This is a genomic window from Pseudarthrobacter sp. HLT1-7 (genome assembly GCF_059383435.1).
On sequence record NZ_JBWZCH010000001.1, the window covers coordinates 275230 to 294807 of the forward strand.

The 19578-nt window shown below is 66.9% G+C and carries 16 protein-coding genes, 1 tRNA gene and 1 other RNA gene; 9 read left to right on the forward strand and 9 right to left on the reverse strand.

Annotated elements, in window-relative coordinates:
* The first annotated feature begins 107 nt into the window (after positions 1-107).
* Entirely contained in the window at positions 108-3368 is a 3261-nt protein-coding gene (locus AC50X6_RS01325) for a S8 family serine peptidase (protein WP_494964522.1), read from the forward strand.
* A 131-nt stretch (positions 3369-3499) separates the two neighbouring features.
* Here the strand turns inward: AC50X6_RS01325 and AC50X6_RS01330 are convergent, their stop codons facing one another.
* Genes AC50X6_RS01330 through AC50X6_RS01345 form a run of 4 tightly spaced genes read right to left on the reverse strand, consistent with a single transcriptional unit; the run spans position 3500 to position 5920 of the window.
* Positions 3500-3865, reverse strand: coding sequence for a serine protease inhibitor (locus AC50X6_RS01330; RefSeq protein ID WP_494964523.1), 366 nt, complete (start codon positions 3863-3865; stop codon positions 3500-3502).
* Positions 3862-4830: a 3-methyladenine DNA glycosylase gene (locus AC50X6_RS01335; RefSeq protein WP_494964672.1), complete on the reverse strand. Its 969-nt coding sequence runs from the start codon at positions 4828-4830 to the stop codon at positions 3862-3864. The genes AC50X6_RS01330 and AC50X6_RS01335 overlap by 4 nt, the downstream gene beginning before the upstream one ends.
* Entirely contained in the window at positions 4823-5401 is a 579-nt protein-coding gene (locus AC50X6_RS01340) for a serine protease inhibitor (protein ID WP_494964524.1), read from the reverse strand. The genes AC50X6_RS01335 and AC50X6_RS01340 overlap by 8 nt, the downstream gene beginning before the upstream one ends.
* Positions 5402-5428: 27 nt before the next feature.
* The gene (locus tag AC50X6_RS01345; protein ID WP_494964525.1) at positions 5429-5920 is read right to left on the reverse strand and encodes a MarR family winged helix-turn-helix transcriptional regulator; all 492 of its coding nucleotides are present in this window, start codon (positions 5918-5920) and stop codon (positions 5429-5431) included.
* Positions 5921-5999: 79 nt separating this feature from the next.
* Here AC50X6_RS01345 and AC50X6_RS01350 point away from each other — a divergent pair, with 79 nt between their 5' ends.
* Together AC50X6_RS01350 and AC50X6_RS01355 are read left to right on the forward strand one after the other, a co-directional pair.
* Positions 6000-6224, forward strand: coding sequence for a hypothetical protein (locus AC50X6_RS01350; RefSeq protein ID WP_494964526.1), 225 nt, complete (start codon positions 6000-6002; stop codon positions 6222-6224).
* A gap of 225 nt (positions 6225-6449) precedes the next feature.
* The gene (locus AC50X6_RS01355) at positions 6450-6644 is read left to right on the forward strand and encodes a hypothetical protein (protein WP_494964673.1); all 195 of its coding nucleotides are present in this window, start codon (positions 6450-6452) and stop codon (positions 6642-6644) included.
* A gap of 71 nt (positions 6645-6715) precedes the next feature.
* Here the strand turns inward: AC50X6_RS01355 and AC50X6_RS01360 are convergent, their stop codons facing one another.
* Complete coding sequence (locus tag AC50X6_RS01360) at positions 6716-8074, reverse strand: aspartate kinase (RefSeq protein ID WP_494964527.1); 1359 nt, start codon at positions 8072-8074, stop codon at positions 6716-6718.
* A gap of 215 nt (positions 8075-8289) precedes the next feature.
* Here AC50X6_RS01360 and AC50X6_RS01365 point away from each other — a divergent pair, with 215 nt between their 5' ends.
* Complete coding sequence (locus tag AC50X6_RS01365; RefSeq protein WP_494964528.1) at positions 8290-9426, forward strand: hypothetical protein; 1137 nt, start codon at positions 8290-8292, stop codon at positions 9424-9426.
* 212 nt (positions 9427-9638) lie between these two features.
* Here AC50X6_RS01365 and recR read toward each other — a convergent pair whose 3' ends face one another.
* The 3 genes from recR to ffs all read right to left on the reverse strand — a co-directional run bounded on the left by recR (position 9639) and on the right by ffs (position 13393).
* The gene (gene recR, locus AC50X6_RS01370; protein WP_494964529.1) at positions 9639-10238 is read right to left on the reverse strand and encodes a recombination mediator RecR; all 600 of its coding nucleotides are present in this window, start codon (positions 10236-10238) and stop codon (positions 9639-9641) included.
* Positions 10239-10289: 51 nt separating this feature from the next.
* Entirely contained in the window at positions 10290-13298 is a 3009-nt protein-coding gene (locus tag AC50X6_RS01375; RefSeq protein WP_494964530.1) for a DNA polymerase III subunit gamma and tau, read from the reverse strand.
* Positions 13297-13393: signal recognition particle sRNA small type (gene ffs / locus AC50X6_RS01380), an RNA gene on the reverse strand. Before ffs ends, AC50X6_RS01375 begins: the two co-directional genes overlap by 2 nt.
* A 223-nt stretch (positions 13394-13616) precedes the next feature.
* On the opposite strand from ffs, the gene AC50X6_RS01385 reads away from it, so the two are divergent.
* Positions 13617-13701 (forward strand) — tRNA-Ser (locus tag AC50X6_RS01385).
* 79 nt (positions 13702-13780) lie between these two features.
* On the opposite strand, the gene AC50X6_RS01390 is transcribed toward AC50X6_RS01385, so the two are convergent.
* A complete protein-coding gene (locus tag AC50X6_RS01390; protein WP_494964531.1) occupies positions 13781-14692 on the reverse strand; it encodes an oxygenase MpaB family protein in 912 nt (303 codons plus the stop codon).
* A 276-nt stretch (positions 14693-14968) separates the two neighbouring features.
* Here AC50X6_RS01390 and AC50X6_RS01395 point away from each other — a divergent pair, with 276 nt between their 5' ends.
* From AC50X6_RS01395 to AC50X6_RS01410, 4 genes are all read left to right on the forward strand, one after another.
* Positions 14969-16324 carry a M23 family metallopeptidase gene (locus AC50X6_RS01395; RefSeq protein ID WP_494964532.1) on the forward strand — a complete coding sequence of 452 codons (1356 nt, stop codon included), beginning with the start codon at positions 14969-14971 and terminating at the stop codon, positions 16322-16324.
* A gap of 161 nt (positions 16325-16485) precedes the next feature.
* Positions 16486-16971 carry a glutathione peroxidase gene (locus AC50X6_RS01400; protein ID WP_494964533.1) on the forward strand — a complete coding sequence of 162 codons (486 nt, stop codon included), beginning with the start codon at positions 16486-16488 and terminating at the stop codon, positions 16969-16971.
* A gap of 225 nt (positions 16972-17196) precedes the next feature.
* The gene (fdhA, locus tag AC50X6_RS01405; protein WP_494964534.1) at positions 17197-18408 is read left to right on the forward strand and encodes a formaldehyde dehydrogenase, glutathione-independent; all 1212 of its coding nucleotides are present in this window, start codon (positions 17197-17199) and stop codon (positions 18406-18408) included.
* Between the two features lie 196 nt (positions 18409-18604).
* The gene (locus tag AC50X6_RS01410) at positions 18605-19546 is read left to right on the forward strand and encodes a phosphodiesterase (protein WP_494964535.1); all 942 of its coding nucleotides are present in this window, start codon (positions 18605-18607) and stop codon (positions 19544-19546) included.
* The last annotated feature ends 32 nt before the right edge of the window (positions 19547-19578 follow it).

Sequence of the window (19578 nt, forward strand, 5' to 3'; positions counted from 1 at the left end):
GGCTGGTATCCGTCGGTGCAGTGCGAGCCACCGCTCATTCCGCCCCGCCAGTCAATTGAACCCGGCAACCACGCTGGGACCGTTCCTTATGAAAGGTTCAACCACACGTGAAATCACCAGGAAAGAGCTTCCTTCGAAGCGGGGGACTCCGGAGGGCCGCGGCACTGACCCTGGGCCTGCCGGTTCTCTTGTCAACGGTCGCCATAGCCCCCGCCACGGCGGCGCCCGCGCAGGGACCGTCCATCGCCGGAGTCGCGCAGAAGACGCCGGCGCAGAAGAATCTGGATCCGAACAGCTACAAGGACGGCCGTTACATCGTTGTCCTGGCGGAAAAGCCGTCGGCCACCTACGACGGCGGAACCGCGGGGCTCTCAGCCACCAAACCGGAGTCGGGCAAGAAGCTGGACACCGCCAAGCCTGAAGTCCAGCAGTACGAGGCGCACCTCGAGCGGAAGCAGGCCGAAGTTGCCGGCCAGCAGAATGTCCAGATCAAGCGCCAGTTCACATCGGCGGTCAACGGTTTCAGCGCAAATCTGACGTCGGACCAGGCCATCAAGCTCGCCAAGAACCCCGGTGTCCTGGTAGTTGCCCCCGATACGGAGAACGCTCCGGACTACTCCAGCACCGACTTCCTCAAACTCAGCGGCGCCAACGGCACCTGGAACACGAAATTCGGTGGCCAGGCCGGAGCCGGCAAGGGCGTCGTCGTCGGCGTCATCGACACCGGCTACACCCCGGGAAGCGCCTTCTTCGCCGGGGAAGAGGTCAAGCCCCTCGTGGGCAATCCCATCGTCGGCGTCCCGTACCGCACGGCTGGCCGCAAGATCGCGATGCTCAAGTCCGACGGCGACACCTTCATCGGTGAGTGCCAGAAGGGCACAGGCACCGGCGCGGCCTTCGACGGCTCCGCGTGTAACTCCAAGGTCCTCGCCGCGCACTACTTCGCCGATGACTTCCTGGACTTCGCGACCCCTGCACCGCAGGAACAGATCTCCCCGATCGACGTCGCCAGCCACGGCACGCACACGGCCAGCACCGCGGCCGGAAACGCCAATGTGGAAACGTTTGTTGACGGCCGCAGCTTTGGCCTGACCAGCGGGATCGCCCCGGCCGCCAAGCTCTCCGTCTACAAAGTCTGCTGGGAGGACGCGAACCCCAACACGGGCGGCTGCTACAGCTCCTCCTCTGTTGCGGCCATCGACCAGGCCATCCAGGACGGCGTCGACGTCCTGAACTACTCCATCTCCGGTTCCACCACCACCACCACGGACCCGGTGTCCATGGCGTTCCTGTCGGCCGCCTCGGCAGGCATCTTCGTCGCCGCCTCGGCCGGTAATTCGGGCCCGACGGCGAGCACCGTCAACCACGGTGCCCCGTGGCTCACCACGGTGGCCGCGAGCAGCTTCTCCCAGGAACTCCAGGGCACCGTCGAGTTCTCGGACGGCACCAAGTACCGCGGCGCCAGCATCATGAACCGTACGGTCGCCAACGCCGGCGTTGTGCTGGCTGCCAGCGCGGCCGCCACGGCCGGAAATGCGAGCGCTGTCCTCTGCGCTCCGGGCAGCCTGGACCCCGCAAAAGTTGCCGGCAAGGTAGTGGTCTGTGACCGCGGCGTTATTGACCGCGTCGCCAAGAGCACTGAAGTCAAGCGCGGCGGCGGCGTGGGAATGATCCTGGTGAACGTCACCAACTCCTCGCTGGACGCGGACAAGCACGCCGTGCCGAGCGTCCACGTGAACCCGCCGGCCACCGAGGCCATCAAGGCCAAGGTGACCGCCAACCCCGCCATCACGGTCTCTCTGGTCAACAAGGACACCACGGGCCTGGCCGCCGAGGCCCAGCCGCAGATCGCCGGATTCTCTTCCCGCGGACCGCTTCTGGCGGCCGGATCTGACCTGCTCAAGCCCGATGTTGCTGCTCCCGGTGTTGCCGTCCTTGCCGGCGTCTCGCCGATCGGTGCGGGCGGGGACAACTTCGGCTTCCTGTCCGGTACCTCCATGGCCGCCCCGCACGTGGCCGGCTTCGGTGCGCTCATCCTGGGCAAAAACCCCAACTGGTCCCCCGCCGTCGTGAAATCAGCCATGATGACCACCGCGAGCGACGTCAAACTCGCCAACGGCAGCAAGGACAAGGATGTCTTCGCCACCGGCGCAGGCCAGGTGGATCCGGCCCGCGTGCTGGATCCGGGCCTGGTCTACGACGCCAGCAACGACGATTACCTGGCGTTCATCCAGGGCACCGGCATCGACGTGGGTATCCCGGGTCTGGCCACCACCAAGCCCCGCGACATGAATGTGCCGTCCTTCGCGCTGGGCAACCTGACCGGCAAGATCGAGGTCACCCGGACACTGACGGCGCTGACCCCGGGCACTTACCGGGTCAAGACCGACCTTCCCGGCGTCAAGGTCACTGTGAGCCCGTCCATTCTGACGTTCGGCGCAGCCGGCGAGAAGAAGACGTTCAAGGTGTCCTTCGAAAACCAGAGTGCTGCTTTGGGTAAGTTCGCGATGGGTTCACTGACCTGGCAGGGTGCCAACAAGAACGTCGCCTCCCCGATCGCGGTCCGTCCGCAGTCGGTCGTGGCGGCCCCGGATGTCGCCTTCACCTCCGAGGGCGGCACGGGCTCCGGCGATATCAAGCTCGTCTCGGGCAGCAATAACCCGATCAGCATGATCCTGGACGGTCTCTCCAAGGCGGATTCCTCCGCCATCGAGCTGGTCCCGGGCGAGGCGATTCCGGGGGCGACCAACGCCTCGAACTACGCCAAGACGGTCGAGGTTCCGGCCGGCAGCCCGCTGGCGAAATTCTCGGTCTTGTCCGCGGACCCGAATGCCGACTTCGACATGTTCGTGGTGAATCCCGCCAACCAGCTGATCCAGGTCGCCACCTCGTCAGCGAGCGAGTCGCTCTCCATCCCCAACCCGGCGCCGGGAACATACCGGATCTTCGTCAACCTGTACGCCAACCCGACCGGGCAGCCCACCAAGGCCAGCGTGGATTCGTCCGTCCTGGTTCCCAACGTCGGCAATGCGACGCTGACCCCGAACCCGCTGCGCCTCGCCAACGGCACTGCCGGCAAGGTCACGCTGAACTGGAAAGGTCTCGCCGTGGGTTCCTATGTCGGCCGGGTCACATTCGCCGGCGCCAGTGAGCCGACGTTCGTCAGCGTGCTGGTGACCCCGGCAGGCGCCGTGGTGGTTCCGCCGACGTCCGAGGACCAGGACAGCAATGCGGGGCCGGGCGACAGCGGTGACACCAGCCACGATGGCAAGGACAAGAAGGACAAGATGGACAAAGGCAAGAAGGTGAAGCAGGAGAAGGGCAAGCTCCAGAATGAGGAACCTAAGCGCTCCAACAACGCCATCTAGCCGCCAGGCGGCACCCTAGCAACGGCGAAGGCCGGCGGTTTCCACCGCCGGCCTTCGCCGTTTAAGAGTGCCGCAGCGAGCGGTTGCCGGGCCCGTCCGGTCGGCCCGACATGGTCCTCACACCGGTTGGCCTAGATTGCGCCGGTGGATCCCGCAGTCCCGCCGAGCAGCGGTGCCATCGCCCGCCAGCGTGCGATCTCGCAGCCGTCCGTGCGGCTGAATTCGCTGTGTACTTCGCGCCCCTGGAACCGGCCGGTCACCACGGCCACCTGCGGGCCGCCGTACTGCTGCGTGCACATCTTCGGGGGCCCGGGCTTGGGGAAAAAGACGTCTTCTCCAAAGCGCCGCACGGCCTCGAGGGCGGCAGCAGAATCGGGCAGGGTGCAGCCTGCGGAGAGAGCGCCGTCGACGGCCCTCAGCCGGAACGTGTACTCGGGGCCTCCCGGGGCCTCCGTCAGGCGGATGGCGAGGTCGATCTGATTGCGGTGAGCTGTCATTGCTGTCCGTCCTTGCTGTCGAGGGCATGCGAGGGGGCCGGGGCTTGGCTCATTGACTGCAGCAGCGGCGTCAGCTCCTGCAGCAGCCGCGCCCGCAGCTCCTGGGATTCGGCCGCGAAGGCCCGCTGGTATTGAACGTATTCGGCCTTGCCGTCAGGCGTCTCGATCCTGATGGCCGGATAACCCCACTCTTCCAGGTCATAGGGCGAGGCCTGCATATCCATGGCCCGGATCCGCCAAGAGAGTTCAAAGCAGTCCATCACCAGTCCGCTCGGCAGCAGCGGCGCAAGTTTGTAGGCCCACTTGTACAGGTCCATGTTGGCGTGGAGGCAACCGGGCTGTTCCATGGTCCGCTGGTTCTCGCGGCTCGGCGCGAGGCTGTTCAGCGGCTCGGCGTCCGGAGTGTAGAAGCGGTAAGCGTCGAAGTGCGAGCAGCGGATCCGGTTCTCCTCGACCACCTGATCCGTGCGTCCGGAACCAAGCCGCAGCCGCAGGTACTCGTGGCGCAGCTTGAACTTGTCCTGCCGGTAGACCATGGCCCATTCGTGCAGCCCGAAGCAGCCGAACTGGGCAGGCCGCGCGGCGGTCCCGCTGAGGATGATCCCGGCGAACTGCAATGCGTCCCGGCGGTCCCGCAGGAACGCGTCGACGTTGACGGTCACGGCCGCGGTGCCCGCCGGTAGCCCCGCGGCGGCGAGTTCGCCGCCGTCGGGTGCGCGGTAATACTTCCAGCCGGCCCGCTCGGCCACGGCAGGGCCGGAAAGCACGACGCCGGCGCCCGGGTGCCAGCGCAGCAACTGGCCGGGTTTCTGCGTGTAGTAGGTGAAGAGGAAGTCCTCCACCGGGTGCTTGCGGCCGGCCGACCGCCGGGCAAGGTAGGGATCCGAGTAGTGCCGGACGCGTTGCTGGTAGTCGGCCTGACGGGGGAGCCAGTCCTCCTGCGGGAGGTGCAGCAGCTTAGACAGCTCCGCCGGTGGAGCCCAGGACGTCCCTGGCTGCGTTCCAGGCGGCGATTTCGCAGCCGTCTTTCAGGCTGAAGCCCGCCTCCACCGATGTACCGTCTACGATGCCGGTGACAGTTGCCTGTTGCGGGCCGCCGTACTGCTGGGTGCAGGCCTGGTCTTTCGCCCGCGGGGCGGGGCTGAGCAGCGCTGCGTTGTTCTTCAGCGCGGTGCACGCCGCGGCGGCGCTGGGGTGCTGGCTTTCGTCCGCGGCCACGCCGTTCTGGCAGACGAGCGTGAAGTTCGAGGCGGCCCCGGTCTCGGAGGGCTTGACCATGATGGCGAGTTCGGCGTTGCCCGGGCCCGGGCCGGATGTCACCGGTGCGGCGGACGGGGAGGGTGCCGGGGCCGTGGTCTCGGTGTCCGGCGGGGTGGTTGCGGAGGAAGAGGGGCCGGGGCCGGTGCTCGCCGGCGCGGGGCTGCCGGACGTACTTGACGGGCCGGGCGACGGCGTGGTTCCGCCGCCTTGGGTGCAGGCGGCCAATCCGGCCACCGCCACCAGAACGAGCGCCGCGTGGCTCAGTTTCTTGCGCATCAGCAGTCCTCCTCTGTTTCGCCCAGTCTACCGCCGGGGAGCGTCCCCGGCGGCGGTCTTTGTGGCTGCGATCAGGTCAGTCATGGACGCATGCAACTGTCCGGCTTGTTCCCGGGTCAGGCCGAGCCTGGCCATCATGGTGCCAGGGACCGACGTCGCCTGCTCCCGGAGCGCGGCCCCCCGCGGAGTCAGGCGCACGGCCAGGGCGCGTTCGTTGCCCTCCATCCGCTTGCGGGTGATCAAACCGGCCGTCTCAAGCCGGCGCAGCAGCGGCGAGATGGTCGCCGGCTCCTGGGCCAGTGCCCCGCTGATGTCCCTAACGGAGCGGGGACTTGATTCCCAGAGGCACAGCATCACGAGGTATTGCGGGTGGGTCAGGCCGAGCTCATCAAGCACGGGCTTGTACGCGCCCACCACGCTCCGGGACGCCACGGTGAGGGCGAAGCAGAGCTGGTGTTCGAGCAGGAGGTCGTCCTGGGTTACTTCGGTCGCAACCGTCACATCCGTTACATCCGTCACAGGAGCCTCCTCAGATAGTTAGTGCACTAATAATTACTGTACACTCTTGCTAACATCTCGTACTTAGGAGTGGATAGCGATGGCAAAGGAAAACGCCTCCCAGCGGTTCATGCGGGCAACCGGCAAGCTCCGGATGATCTTCGGCCCGGCCAACCGCGGCCCCCTCGGCCACGAGATGACAGAGCAGAACAGGCAGCTGCTGGCGCAGCGCCAGGCCGAGACCCAGCAGTGGGAGACCCTGCACCGGCCCGACGGCAGCACGTACGTGGTACCCCGGAACCCCGAGGATAAATCCCTCCGCTAGGCAGCACACGCGCCTTTGTGGGCACCGCCCAGGCCGGTGGGGTGCCCACAAGCCACGGGATTCATGCAGAAATGTCCATCTGGGTTAGCCAAGCCTTTTCGCGCCGTCGGGCGTAAAATAGGGGCACCGGCTCGGTCGTCTTTAGGCGCATCGGGCCGCATCGGTCCCGCTTAACCCGAGGGCAGGAGAGGGGTGGGAATTGTGGCACATACAATCGGCGGCTTCATGAGGGTGACCGACAGGGCGAGGCTCCTGTTTGGACCCGCGACCCGGGGTGACACCAAGGCGCCCGTTATTCACCGGCACGATGATTTCGAGCTCGCTTCGGAACAGGAATTGTCATCGTTCGAGGTCGAAAGCGACTCGAGCGGGCATCACTACGCTGTTCGCAGGGAAGATCTCTGGAAAGAAGAGGTCTGACCACTGCCGGTTCGACGAAAGGAGCGGCGCGCGCCGCTCCTTTCGTCGTCCAATGGCTGTGATTCCGCGGGTCAGCGCCCGGTGCCGCCATAGACCGTTGCGTCGTCTTCGCTGTCCAGATCGAAGGCCTTGTGGATGGCGCGCACGGCGTCGTCCAGCAGATCAGCGTGTGTGACGACGGAGATGCGGATCTCCGAGGTGGAGATCATGTTGATGTTGATCCCTGCGGCGGAAAGAGCCGCGAAGAAGCGTGCCGAGACGCCCGGGTGGGAGCGCATTCCGGCGCCGATCAGGGACAGTTTGCCGATCTTCTCGTTGTATTCGATGCTCTCGAAGCCTATCCGGTCCTGGGCGGAGTGGAGGGCGGCCAAGGCTTCGGCACCTTCGACGATCGGCAGGGTGAAGGAGATGTCGGTCCTGCCGGTGCCGTGAGTGGAGACATTCTGGACGATCATGTCGATGTTCGAGTGCGCATCCGCTATGACCTGGAAGATCGCTGCAGCCTTGCCGGGGATATCCGGAACTCCGACGACCGTGACCTTGGCCTCGGAACGGTCGTGTGCAACGCCGGAGATGATTGGCTGCTCCAAGGCAACTCCCTCTTGGGTGGTGATCTTGTCGTCGGCGCCGGGCAGGACCCAGGTGCCTTCGTTGTGGCTGAATGAGGAACGGACGTGCAGCGGCATCCCAAAGCGGCGCGCGTACTCGACGCAGCGCAGGTGCAGGATCTTGGCTCCGGACGCCGCGAGTTCCAGCATCTCCTCGCTGGAGATGCGATCGATTTTGCGGGCAGACGGGACGACGCGCGGATCGGCGGTGTAGATGCCGTCCACGTCGGTGAAAATCTCGCAGACGTCGGCGTCGAGGGCGGCGGCCAGCGCCACCGCCGTCGTGTCCGAGCCGCCGCGGCCCAGCGTGGTGACCTCGTGGGTGTTGCGGCTCATGCCCTGGAACCCGGCGACGATTGCGATGTGGCCTTTGTCGAGGGCGGTGCGGATGCGGTGCGGGTCGACGTCGATGATCCGGGCCTTGCCGTGGATCCCGTCGGTGATCATGCCGGCCTGGGAGCCGGTGAAGGACTGGGCCGAGGCGCCGAACTTGTTGATGGCCATGGCCAGCAGCGCCATCGAGATCCGCTCGCCGGCGGAAAGGAGCATGTCCATTTCCCGGGCCGGCGCCGAGTCGGTCACCTGCGCGGCGAGGTCGAGGAGTTCGTCGGTGGTGTCACCCATGGCCGAGACGACCACCACCACTTCGTCGCCGGCGTTCTGGGCATCCACGACGCGCCTGGCGACGCGCTTGATGCCCTCCGCGTCCGCGACCGAGGAACCGCCGAACTTCTTCACCACCAGGTGCTTGGTGGCGGTCGAGGCGACGGGCAGCTCCTGCGGCTGCGGTCCGGGCTGGACTTCGGTAGTGGGCAGACTCATGCGCGCACCCTCACTGGATCATCGGGGTTCTGGGCCAAGCAACCAAACGGCGCGACGGCGTAACTTCTCAGCCCAGTTTATCGCCGGGACCGCCCCGCCGCTGAATTGTGACCGAATGGCAGACAGCCCGCCCATCACCCCTGGACATGCCCGCCCCCGCGGATCAGGATTGGTCATATGGCCGGTACGTCCATCCGCGGGCGCCGGTGCTGGGCATGTCCACGGGGTTGGAGGCTCAAACGGTGGACGAGGACGAGGACGAGCTTGGATATGAGCTGATCGGCGCCGGGACCGCCCGTGACGGTTTGCACGGTGCAGGCGAATGGCAGAGCGGCGACGACCAGGACGGCGGGCCACGCCTGGCCGCCGGTCGCGCGTCCCTCGCGTTCCGGGCGGCCGTTCTGGACTGCCTGCGGGCCGTGCTCACGCTGAGGTTCTGGCTGATGATGGTAGCGGTATTGCTGTTGTCTTGGGGTGCGGGCATGCTGCTGGTCTTCGGGCAGGTCACAGGCGGCGATTTGCAGGGCGACTTTCACCGGTGGGCGTACATTCTGACCGCGGCAACGTTGACCTTGGTGGCCGCCTTGGTGGGGGTGCGGTGGGGTCTCGGTTTGCGCGGCGGGGCTACTGGCCTCCCGGATTCGGAGCCGGGGTCCGAGCCGGTCAGGGGCGGTGGCCCTTTACGCAACTGGTTCGCGGCTGCGTCACGGGGCGTCGTGTTCTCCGTGGCGGCCTTCGTATTTCTGCTGGTCCTGGCCCTCGCATCCGGTGGGCCGGTGGAAGTAGCGGCTGTTGCCGGGGCCGTCATGGTGATGGGGTTCGCGGTATTCGGCGGCATCGGTGCCGGCGCCGCTGCCTGGTTCCGGCCCGGCGTCGCGCGAACTGCCGCCTGTGCCGTTGTGGCGTTCCTTTTGCTGGGAAACGTGGTGGCGGTGGTCGCGCTGCTCCCGGCGGTGCGGGCGTACGAGCCGGCCCTGGTGGTCATCAATATCGAGCGCAATGACTTGGGGCGGGTGGTGTACTTTGAATGTTCGCCCGAGTTCTCGGGGATGACCGAGGTGTTCCACACCGAGCGGATAGTCTGGCTGGCGGGTTCGAACCCGGCGATTATCTTTGCGCTGCTGGCCGGCGAGGCATCTTCTCAGCCGGACTTCCTCGGCTGGTTGCCAGGTGAACTCCAGGCCGCTGCCGAAGGCCGGCATGTCCTATGTCTTGAAGCGAAGCCGTTGGGAGAATCCGGTCTGCAGGTCCCGTTGGCCCTGAGCGGCCTGGTGGTTCAGGGAATGCTGGCGGGGATCTTCCTGATCGGAGGGGACGCGTCAGCCCGACGGCGCGAGGCTGCTCCGAGCTGAGGGCCGGTGGGCCGGGTGGACGCCGGCAAGACCGGTCGATCGCCGTCTTCGGAGAACAGCCAGACGGCTAGTGGTTCGTGGGAGATACCGCGTGGCGTCGGGCGGCCTCGGAAGCGAAGGAACGCGTCGGCGTCGTCGGCCTACAGCTGGCACAACAGCAGCCGGCCGGTGCGGATCGCGGCGCAAGTTTCCATCACCACAGTCCGTGCGGCTCAGCTCAGGGCGTTGCGGCGGCCTTCGAAGGCGCGGCCGAGAGTCACCTCGTCGGCGTATTCGAGGTCTCCGCCCACGGGCAGGCCGGACGCCAGCCGGGTGACGGCGATCCCGATCGACTTGAGCATCCGTGCGAGGTAGGTGGCCGTGGCCTCGCCCTCGAGGTTGGGGTCGGTGGCGAGGATGATTTCCTGGATGGCGCCGTCGTTGAGCCGGGTGAGCAGTTCGCGGATCCGCAGCTGTTCGGGGCCGATGCCGGCGATCGGGTTAATCGCGCCGCCGAGCACGTGGTACCGGCCGCGGAACGAGCGGGTGCGCTCCACCGCGAGGACGTCCTTGGATTCCTCGACGACGCAGATGATCGACGGGTCCCGGCGGGGGTCGCGGCAGATGTTGCACAGTTCCTGCTCGGTGACGTTGCCGCAGGCCGTGCAGAACTTGACCTTTTCCTTCACCGTGGTGATGGCATCTGCGAGCCGTTTCATGTCCTGCGGATCCGCCTCGAGGATGTGGAAAGCCAGCCGCTGGGCGGACTTGGGCCCGACTCCGGGAAGGCGTCCGAGCTCGTCGATCAGCTCTTGAACTGCACCTTCGTACACAATGTCCTCGTTCGGTTGGGATGGTTGCGGGCGTGGTGCCCTGCGGGCTGGCTAGAGGCGAGGCTGCAGCGGGCTTCCGTCCAGGGAGCGCTCTTCCACCAGTTTTCCGCCCAGAATACGCTCGACGGCGGCACGTCCGAAAACTCCCGATTCCTCGATCGTTTGGTCATCCGCGCTGGGGATGTCCTGGACATAGGTGGTGCTTGCGGCACGGGCCGGAGCCTTGGCGCGCCCGGCCTCGGCCTCCGGGCTGTTGGACAGCCGCTGGTACAGGCTTTGACGGTCCGCCGCGATTGACTCAGGGGCAGAAGCGGGCGCCGCAGTTGCCGGCGCGGCGGGCGCGGCCATCGGTGGCGCGCCGGCGGACGCCACAGAGGCGGCGGCGCTGGCGGCACCAACCTGCACCAGTTGCGCGGAGTCTTCCCAACCGTTCGACGGGGAGACTGCAGGCTCATAGACGGCGGAAGCCGACACTGCTGCGGCATATTGCGGGATCTGGGCTGCCGCGGGCTCGTAGTGCGGCGGCTCCGGCTCACGCGAGAGTTCCGGGGCCGCGGTTTCTTTCGGCGGGTGGTGCCCGACGTTCGACTCCGTGCCGATGGTCCAGATTCCGGGAGCCTGTTCGACGGCGCGGGCCCACGGATCGTCGGCGGTGTCGGGCGCCTGCGGGTGGGGAGCCGTGGCCGAGGATGCGGCGGCAGGGGCGGGGGCGGCAGCCTTCTTCCGGGCTGGAGCAGCCGCAGGTTGGGCGGGCCGCGGCGCGACGGGGGCCGAGGGATCCCAGTCCAGGGGCGGTTCCTCGTCCAGCGGCGGGGCGTCCTCATCCCGCGGCGGACCCCAGTCGTCGTCGGGGTAGGCGTGGGCCCCCGCAGGCTCGACGGGCTGAGTTGGCTGCTGCAGGGCTGTGGCGGCCGGAGTCTGTTCGTGGGAAACCGGTTGCCCGGTATCCGGTGCGGGCGGGGCGGGCGCCGGGGAAACCGGCACCGGTGACGGCACTGGCACCTGCGCCGGCGCTGGCATCGGGCTCGAGCCGACCGGTGCGAAGGGTGCCGCCGGTGAAGCCGCGGGTTCCGGGACGGTGCCCGCCTCGGTAGGGTCCTGCCCGGCGGCGGGGCTCAGGCCCCAGTCAGCATCGGTGGACGTAACCGGGACGTCCCGGCTAACGGGTGCTTTTGGGTTTGGTTCAGAGCTCGCTGCGCTGTTGGTGCCGCCGGCGACGGCGTTGATCTGGCACTCGATGCCGATGGCCTGGTGGATGGCCTGACGCAGGTTCTCGGCGTGATCGGCCCGGCCGAACGCGCCGGCCAGACCAGAAGTGGTGAACGCGAGCGTCAGGACATGGTCTTCGAAGTGGCCAACCTGCGCGTTGGGCTCAACGAGCGCCCAGGTGCTCCGCTTGATCTTGGTCAGCGCCTGCAGGATCTCAGGCCAGGCCCGGCGGAGGACCTCGACGTCGGCCCCGGCACCGGCCGAGGGTTGGGCAGGGGCGGACGGCGGGGGACCGGCCGGCGCTGACTGGGCCGGCGTGTAATCCGGAGTTGCCGGAGCGTGGGTTGCCGGCGCCCGGGCTGCTGGAGGTTGGGCTGCCGGCGCATGTCCGGCGGTACCGCGATTGGCTGCAACGGGTTCGTCGACGGGCCAGTCGCCGGTGCTGACACGTGGGGCCGTCAGCGGTTCGCGGGCCTCTTCGACGCGCTCCGTTGACGCCGGCGCCGCCGTGGCCACGGGTGCGGGCTCCGGAGCCGGCGTGGCTGCCGCCGGAGCCGGTCGTGTTGGTGCGGGAACAGCGGGTGCGGAAGGCGCCAAAGCGACAGGTGCCGGTGCGGGGGCAGCGGCGGCGGGATGTCCGACGTCGTTCCCGGCGTAGTTCAGGCGGCGTTCCACCCGGTCGATCCGGGCAGCAATGCCGCGCTCGGTCTGCTCGGAGGAGGGAAGCAGGATGCGGGCACACAGCAGCTCGAGGTGCAGCCTCGGGGAGGTGGCCCCGGTCATCTCGGTGAGGGCGGTGTTCGTGACGTCCGCCGCGCGGGACAGCTCGGCGGCGCCCAGATTATGGGCCTGGTTCTGCAGCCGCGCGATCTGGTCTGCCGGCATGCCGCGGAGGATCGACTGCGCGCTCTCCGGCATGGCCTGGACGATGATCAGGTCGCGGAAACGCTCGAGCAGGTCCTCCACGAAGCGGCGGGGGTCATGGCCGGTCTGGACGACACGGTCCACCGCGCGGAATACAGTCGCGGCGTCGGAGGCCGCGACGGCGTCCACCACGTCGTCAAGCAGCGAGGCGTGGGTGTAGCCCAGAAGAGCGACGGCAAGCTCGTAGTCGAGGCCCGCCGGGCCGGCGCCGGCCATGAGCTGGTCAAGGACGGACAGCGAATCGCGGACGGATCCACCGCCGGCGCGGATGACCAGCGACAGCACGCCGGGCGCCACAGGGACGTTCTCCTGGCTGCTGAGCAGCTCAAGGTAGGCCATGAGCGGTTCCGGCGGGACCAGCCGGAAGGGGTAGTGGTGGGTGCGGGAACGGATGGTGCCGATGACCTTGTCCGGCTCCGTGGTGGCAAAGATGAATTTGATGTGTTCCGGCGGCTCTTCGACGATCTTGAGCAGGGCGTTGAAGCCGGCCGAGGTGACCATGTGCGCTTCGTCAATGATGAAGATCTTGTAGCGGTCGCGGACCGGGGCATAGGTGGCCCGCTCGCGCAGGTCGCGGGCGTCGTCCACACCGCCGTGGCTGGCGGCGTCGATCTCGATGACATCGAGCGAGCCGGATCCGCCGCGGGCGAGTTCGATACAGCTGGGGCACTTGCCGCAGGGGGTGTCTGTCGGGCCTTCGGCGCAGTTCAGGCAGCGGGCCAGTATGCGGGCGGAGGTGGTTTTTCCGCAGCCGCGCGGGCCGGAAAAGAGATAGGCATGATTGACCCGGTTCTTGCGCAGGGCCGTCATCAGCGGCTCGGTGACGTGTTCCTGCCCGATAACGTCCGCGAACGAATCGGGGCGGTATCTTCGGTAGAGAGCGGTAGTAACAGTCACAGATTTAACCCTACCAATCGGCACAGACATAAAAGACCCCCCATGCACCCGCCAGAGCCCATTTACCCTTGCTACCTTCCGGTCCTGGGGGAGTTCAACAGGATGACGCCACATGAGGGGCCGTCAGTAAGTTTACCCGACGTTTGAGCGTGCCCCGAATCGGGCGCCGCGGCCCCGGGGTACCCCATGGGACATGCCCATTCTTCGCGGCGGGGAGTGGGCATGTGGGGCTGTGTCCATCGCCTGGGCTGAGGGCGGGGCATGTCCCATGGCTGCGGAGGTGGGCTCAATTGGGCGATGCCGGTAAGTTCAGATACTCTAGTATCTGCTTTTGATTCAGAAGCTACTGGAGAATTCGCCTAGCGGCCTATGGCGCACGCCTGGAACGCGTGTTGGGTTCACGCCCTCGGGGGTTCAAATCCCCCATTCTCCGCGGTTGGCCCCGATCCCTAGGATCGGGGCCTTTTTGCGTTCCCCGACAGGCGGCACCCGGGTCTCCGGCTTAAGTGGGCTCAGGCCCGATGCCCCAGCCGCCGCAGCCGGTCCCGGGCGGCCTGCTCGCTCGGGCCCACCCGTCCCAGGCCAAGATGGACAATGCCGAGGGCCACCTTGGCGGCCAGCCTCACCGGCAGAGGGAAAGGACCCAGTCGGGGGGTCCGGAGGCCCAGAAGTTCGCGGTACTTGGGCTCGAGGCTGGTCACGGCCGCGGCAAACAGCACCCGGTAGCCCGGCCTGAGCACGGGATGCAACGGCGGGTTCCGGATGAACGCGACCGTCTCGGCGACCCTTTCATCGGAGCGCAGCTCGCCGTTGTTGTACCAGCGATCCAGCTCCCGCCGCATCTCGGCTTCGCTGAGAGGTGCTGCGTCTAAGCCCATCAGCTTCCCGGCCTGGGCCCACTCGCGGACGTAGGCGTCCGGTCCTCCCGGGATGGGCCGTCCCCAGAGTTTGTGGGCGGAGACGAAAGCATCGGTAAAGGCGATGTGGACCCAGCGGAGCAGCTCGGGGTCGTTGGCCGTATAGCTACGGGCGGTGCCGTGGCCGTCCACGTAGCTTCCGCGTACTGATTCGTGCAGCCGCAGCACCCAGTCGGAGGCTGCCTGGGCCGCGGCCGTCGACCCGTACGACACCGTGAAGATCCAGCGGATCGTCCCGGCCAGACGCCCCAAAGGGTCTTCACGGAAGCGGGAGTGGTCATGCACGCCGGCCAGTGCGGCCGGGTGGAGCGCCTGCATCAGCAGTGCCCGGATGCCCGCGACGATGGTGGGCATGTCCCCGTGCACGGCCCAGACGGCAGAACCGGGTAGGTGGTAGCCGGCGTCGTCACCCTCGGCGAGCAGGGGCACCCACTCCGGAACTGCATCCCTGGTCCCGCTGAAGGTTTGTTTGAGTTCGGCCTGCCATTCCCTGAGGACATTGTGCATACTCCATTGTTACCCAGCTCTGCCCCGCCCAACACCTACTTCGGCGACGGCGACTACTGGCCCCGCCACTGGGGTCGGGACGGAAGCCCGCCCGGAACCGGGATTGGCCCCGCAAAGAGTGTTGTTGACGGTTCACAGACCTGGTCTCCTGTGTTCCCATAGGAAGGTGAGTCCGCGAAGATTGGGGTCTGGCGGACAGAACGCAGGAGTCACATCGTGGGAAAACACTGGGGAAACTCATCGAGTGAGCAAACAGTCAGGGTGCGGACTATCGCCGTGCGCTGCCTATCTGGCGGATTTTGCCTGTCCTTGGCGGTCCTGACGTTCGGGGTCCAGGGGATCGCAGGCACCTCGGCCCAGGTGGCGACCAACGCATCGCTGGCGTCCGGCGTGGTGGGTCCCAGCGTGCTGGCCCCGGGGCTGCCGGCCGCGCCGGTCGCGGCGGCGGTTCCGTCCGCCTTCACCGCGGACGCCCTGGCGCTCGTGGCCTTTAACCGGTCCACTGTCGAGACCAGCACCAAAGAGGGCGTCGGCGGCGAGCTCAATGTGGCGTCCGCCGGCCTGAAGCGCCCGGCACTTGGCACTCTCATGGCGCCGCTGGAGAGCCTGCAGGAATCGTCCCCTTTCGGCCTGCGTACCAGCCCGCTGACAGGATCCTCGGGGGAATTCCATTGGGGCCAGGACTATGCTGCGGCCTGCGGAACGCGCGTCTACTCGGCCGACGCAGGAGTGGTGCGGGCGGTCGGCTGGCACCCCTGGGGTGGCGGCAACCGCGTGGAAATCGACCACGGAAGCGGGCTCATCACCACCTACAACCACCTCGAGGCGATCGCCGTGAAGAAGGGCGACTCGGTGCGCGTGGGCGAGGTGATTGCCCGGATAGGAACCACAGGATCATCCACGGGCTGCCACCTGCATTTCGAGACCATCCTGAACGGCTCGCACAAGGACCCGCACAGCTGGAAGCTGCTCCCCATCAGGCAGGTCGACGAGCTCGGCGCCATCTCGATGACCAGCTACGCCCCGGACGCCGACAAGGCCACCAACGCCACCCTCGGCTGGGCCATTCCGGTCTCCGAGAACCTGTATCACGAAGTGACCGGCGGCGTTCAGGAAAAGCCCATTCCCGCAACGCCCGGCACGCCGACGGCGACGAGGACACCCAGCGCCCCGTCAAGTCCCAGCGCCACCCCCACCTCCACCCCGACGCCCAGCGCCACCCCCACCTCCACCCCGACGCCGAGCGCCACCCCTACCCCGACGCCGAGCGTGACGCCGACGCCGACGCCGAGCGTGACGCCGACGCCGACGCCGAGCGTGACGCCGACGCCCAGCGCCACCCCTACCCCTACCCCGACGCCGAGCGTGAGGCCGACGCCGACGCCCAGCGCCACCCCCACTCCTACGCCGACGCCCAGCGCCACCCCGACCCCCACCCCGGCGCGGACGCCAACCCGGATGGCCGCGACCAATCCGGCCGCGACAGCCCCGGCAGGAACGCTTCCCGCTGACACGGCACCACCCGTGGAGACCGTCACGCCGTCGGGGCCGGCAGGGGAGCGCACACCGGATCCTCTCGAATCGGTCGCAACCGTGGCGACCCTTGCCCCCACCGCGAGGCCGCTACCGTAGCGGGGCAATCCAAATGGCCTGACCAGGTCAATGCTTTGCCGCCCGCCGCCCGGGGCACAAACCCATACCCGCGTGCGTTGGTACTGAATGACAGGCGCGACCATTTCCGGGGCAGCGCTCCGGGCACGCCCTTCATCACCACCATCGCGAGGAACCCTCCCATGACTTCTCTGCATTCCATTCCCCTGACCCTCATCGACGGCACGGAAACTGACTTCGGCCGCTTCGAGGGGGAGGTTGTACTGGTGGTGAACGTGGCATCCCAATGCGGGTTCACGTCCCAGTACGCCGGACTTGAGGCCCTTTACAACAAGTTCAGCGAACAGGGCTTCCAGGTGCTCGGGGTTCCGTGCAACCAGTTCGCCGGGCAGGAACCTGGCTCCGACTCCGAGATCGCCGAATTCTGCGAGCGCAACTTCGGCGTGACGTTCCCGCTCACAGCCAAGGCCAATGTCCGAGGCAAGGGCCAACATCCGCTCTACACCGAGCTGACCAAATTCAAGAACAGCGTCCTTCCGGGGCTGGTGAAATGGAACTTCGAGAAGTTCCTGGTCAACGGCGACGGCGAAGTGGTGGCCCGCTTCGCCCCCACCGTGGAGCCGGACTCGCCGGAGGTCATCGAGGCAATCCAGTCCGCCCTCAGCTGAGAGTTCGCTCCCAGACCATAAGGGACCAACGGCCCTACCCCTAAGCCTGCTTACCGACCTAGAATGACCGAACCCTCTGAACGATCCGGGCATACCCGCTGCGCAGCAACGCCTTCGTGCGTGCCGGCCAGGCAGCCCAGGTAGGCCTGCGGGGGTGCATCAGAACGCTTCGTGAATCACAACTGGGCGCTCAGGTTGGGTGTCCGTGAAACCAGGAGGAAAGTGATGACAGGGAACAAAGCCGTTGCCTACAAGGGACCGGGCAAGGTCGAACTCATCGACATTGACTACCCCAGCTTCGAACTCAAGGACGGCCCGGGGGTCAATCCCGCCAATGTGGGCCGTTCGGTGCGCCATGGCGTAATCCTCAAAACCGTTGCCACCAACATCTGCGGCTCTGACCAGCACATGGTCCGCGGACGCACTACGGCCCCCGCCGACCTCGTCCTCGGCCACGAAATCACTGGCGAGGTGGTCGAAGTGGGACCCGACGTCGAATTCATCAAGGTGGGGGATATCTGCTCGGTGCCCTTCAATATCGCCTGCGGCCGCTGCCGGAACTGCAAAGAACGCAAGACCGGCATCTGCCTCAACGTCAATCCCGACCGGCCCGGCAGCGCCTACGGCTACGTCGACATGGGCGGCTGGGTCGGCGGTCAGGCAAACTATGTCCTGGTGCCCTACGCGGACTGGAACCTGTTGAAGTTCCCGGACAAAGACCAGGCCCTGGAAAAGATGTTGGACCTGACAATGCTGTCTGACATCTTCCCTACGGGCTTCCACGGCGCCGTCACGGCAGGGGTGGGGGTCGGCTCCACCGTCTACGTAGCCGGTGCCGGCCCTGTGGGGCTGGCCGCGGCCACGAGCGCCCAGTTGCTTGGTGCCGCCGTCGTCATTGTCGGTGATATGAACGCGGACCGCCTGGCTCAGGCCCGGAGCTTCGGCTGCGAAACGGTGGACCTGACCAAGGGCGGACCGGCCGAGCAGATCGAACAGTTACTCGGCGTCCCGGAAGTGGATTGCGGTGTGGACGCTGTCGGCTTCGAGGCCAAGGGCCACGGCGAGGGAGCCCACGAGGCTCCGGCCACCGTGCTGAACTCACTTATGGAGGTTGCCGCGGCCGGCGGCGCCCTCGGCATTCCCGGACTCTATGTCACGGGGGACCCGGGCGGCGTGGATGAGGCCGCAAAGAAAGGCTCGCTCTCAATCAGTCTCGGCACCGGCTGGGCCAAGTCGCTGAGCTTCACGACCGGACAGTGTCCGGTGATGAAATACAACCGCGGACTGATGATGGCAATCCTGCACGACAGGGTGAACATCGCCAAGAACGTGAACGCCAAGGCGATCACCCTGGAGGACGCTCCCAGGGGCTACGCCGAATTTGATGCCGGCGCTGCCACGAAGTATGTCCTAAACCCGAACGGCTACCTGGGCTAGCCGCCCGGTACTCGAGTATGCACGTTCCGGCGGACCCATACCGGGGCAAGTATGTGTCCGCCGGACTACTCGTTGGCGCCATTTTTTCAAACATGCCTACTGGAGTTTGCGCATTGTTGGCCGAATGTCTGGTTGGATAGACATTACTGAGAGGGACACTGGAGGCAACCGCTTCCACCCAACCAAGAAGGTAGCAATGGAGCTCATCGAGGCCGAACACCCCCGGCCACGTCATTTCCTACTCCACCTGAGTGACCCCCACCTGCTGGGTGGTCCGCAACCCCTGCATGGCGTGGTAGACAGCGACTCCCTTCTCCAGCAGCTCTTCGACGAAGTCCGGGCTTCCGGCGCGCGCCCCGAAGCCGTGATTTTTACCGGTGACCTCGCGGACCGGGGCGAACCGGAGGCGTACGCGAAGCTGCGTGCCATCGTCGATCCCGCGTGCAAGGCCATGGGTGCCAAGGTCATCTGGGCGATGGGAAACCACGACGACCGGGCGAACTTCCGCGCCGGGCTCCTGGATCAGCCGGCTGACGATGCTCCGGTGGACCACAGCTACTTCATCAACGGGCTGCGGATCATCACGCTGGACACCTCCGTACCGGGATTCCACCACGGCGAACTGAGCGATATGCAGCTCGAGTGGCTCTCGGCGGAACTGGCCACCCCGGCACCGGACGGGACCATCCTCGCCCTGCACCATCCGCCGGTGCCGTCGGTGCTGGACCTCGCCGTGCTCGTTGAGCTCCGGGGCCAGGCGGCTTTGGCCGGCGTCCTGCGGAACTCCGACGTCCGCGCCATCCTGGGCGGGCACCTGCACTACTCGACCACCGCGAGCTTCGCGGGCATCCCGGTGTCCGTGGCGTCAGCAACCTGTTACACCCAGGATCTGAACGTGTCGGTAGGCGGGACCCGCGGACGCGACGGCGGCCAGGCGTTCAACCTCGTCCATGTCTACGAGCACACGATCGTGCACTCCGTGGTCCTGCTGGGCGACACCCCTCCGGTGGGAGAGCTTGTTTCCGCCGAGGAAGTCCAGCGTCGCATCTCGGCCGCCGGGATCAGTATCCCGGGCAAGGCCAGAACCGAGGACCCGTCCAGGTCACCCGGCCACCGCAGGATGACCCCCAGCACCTAGGAGCGCGCACCCTCCGGGCTGCTCCGCCCCGG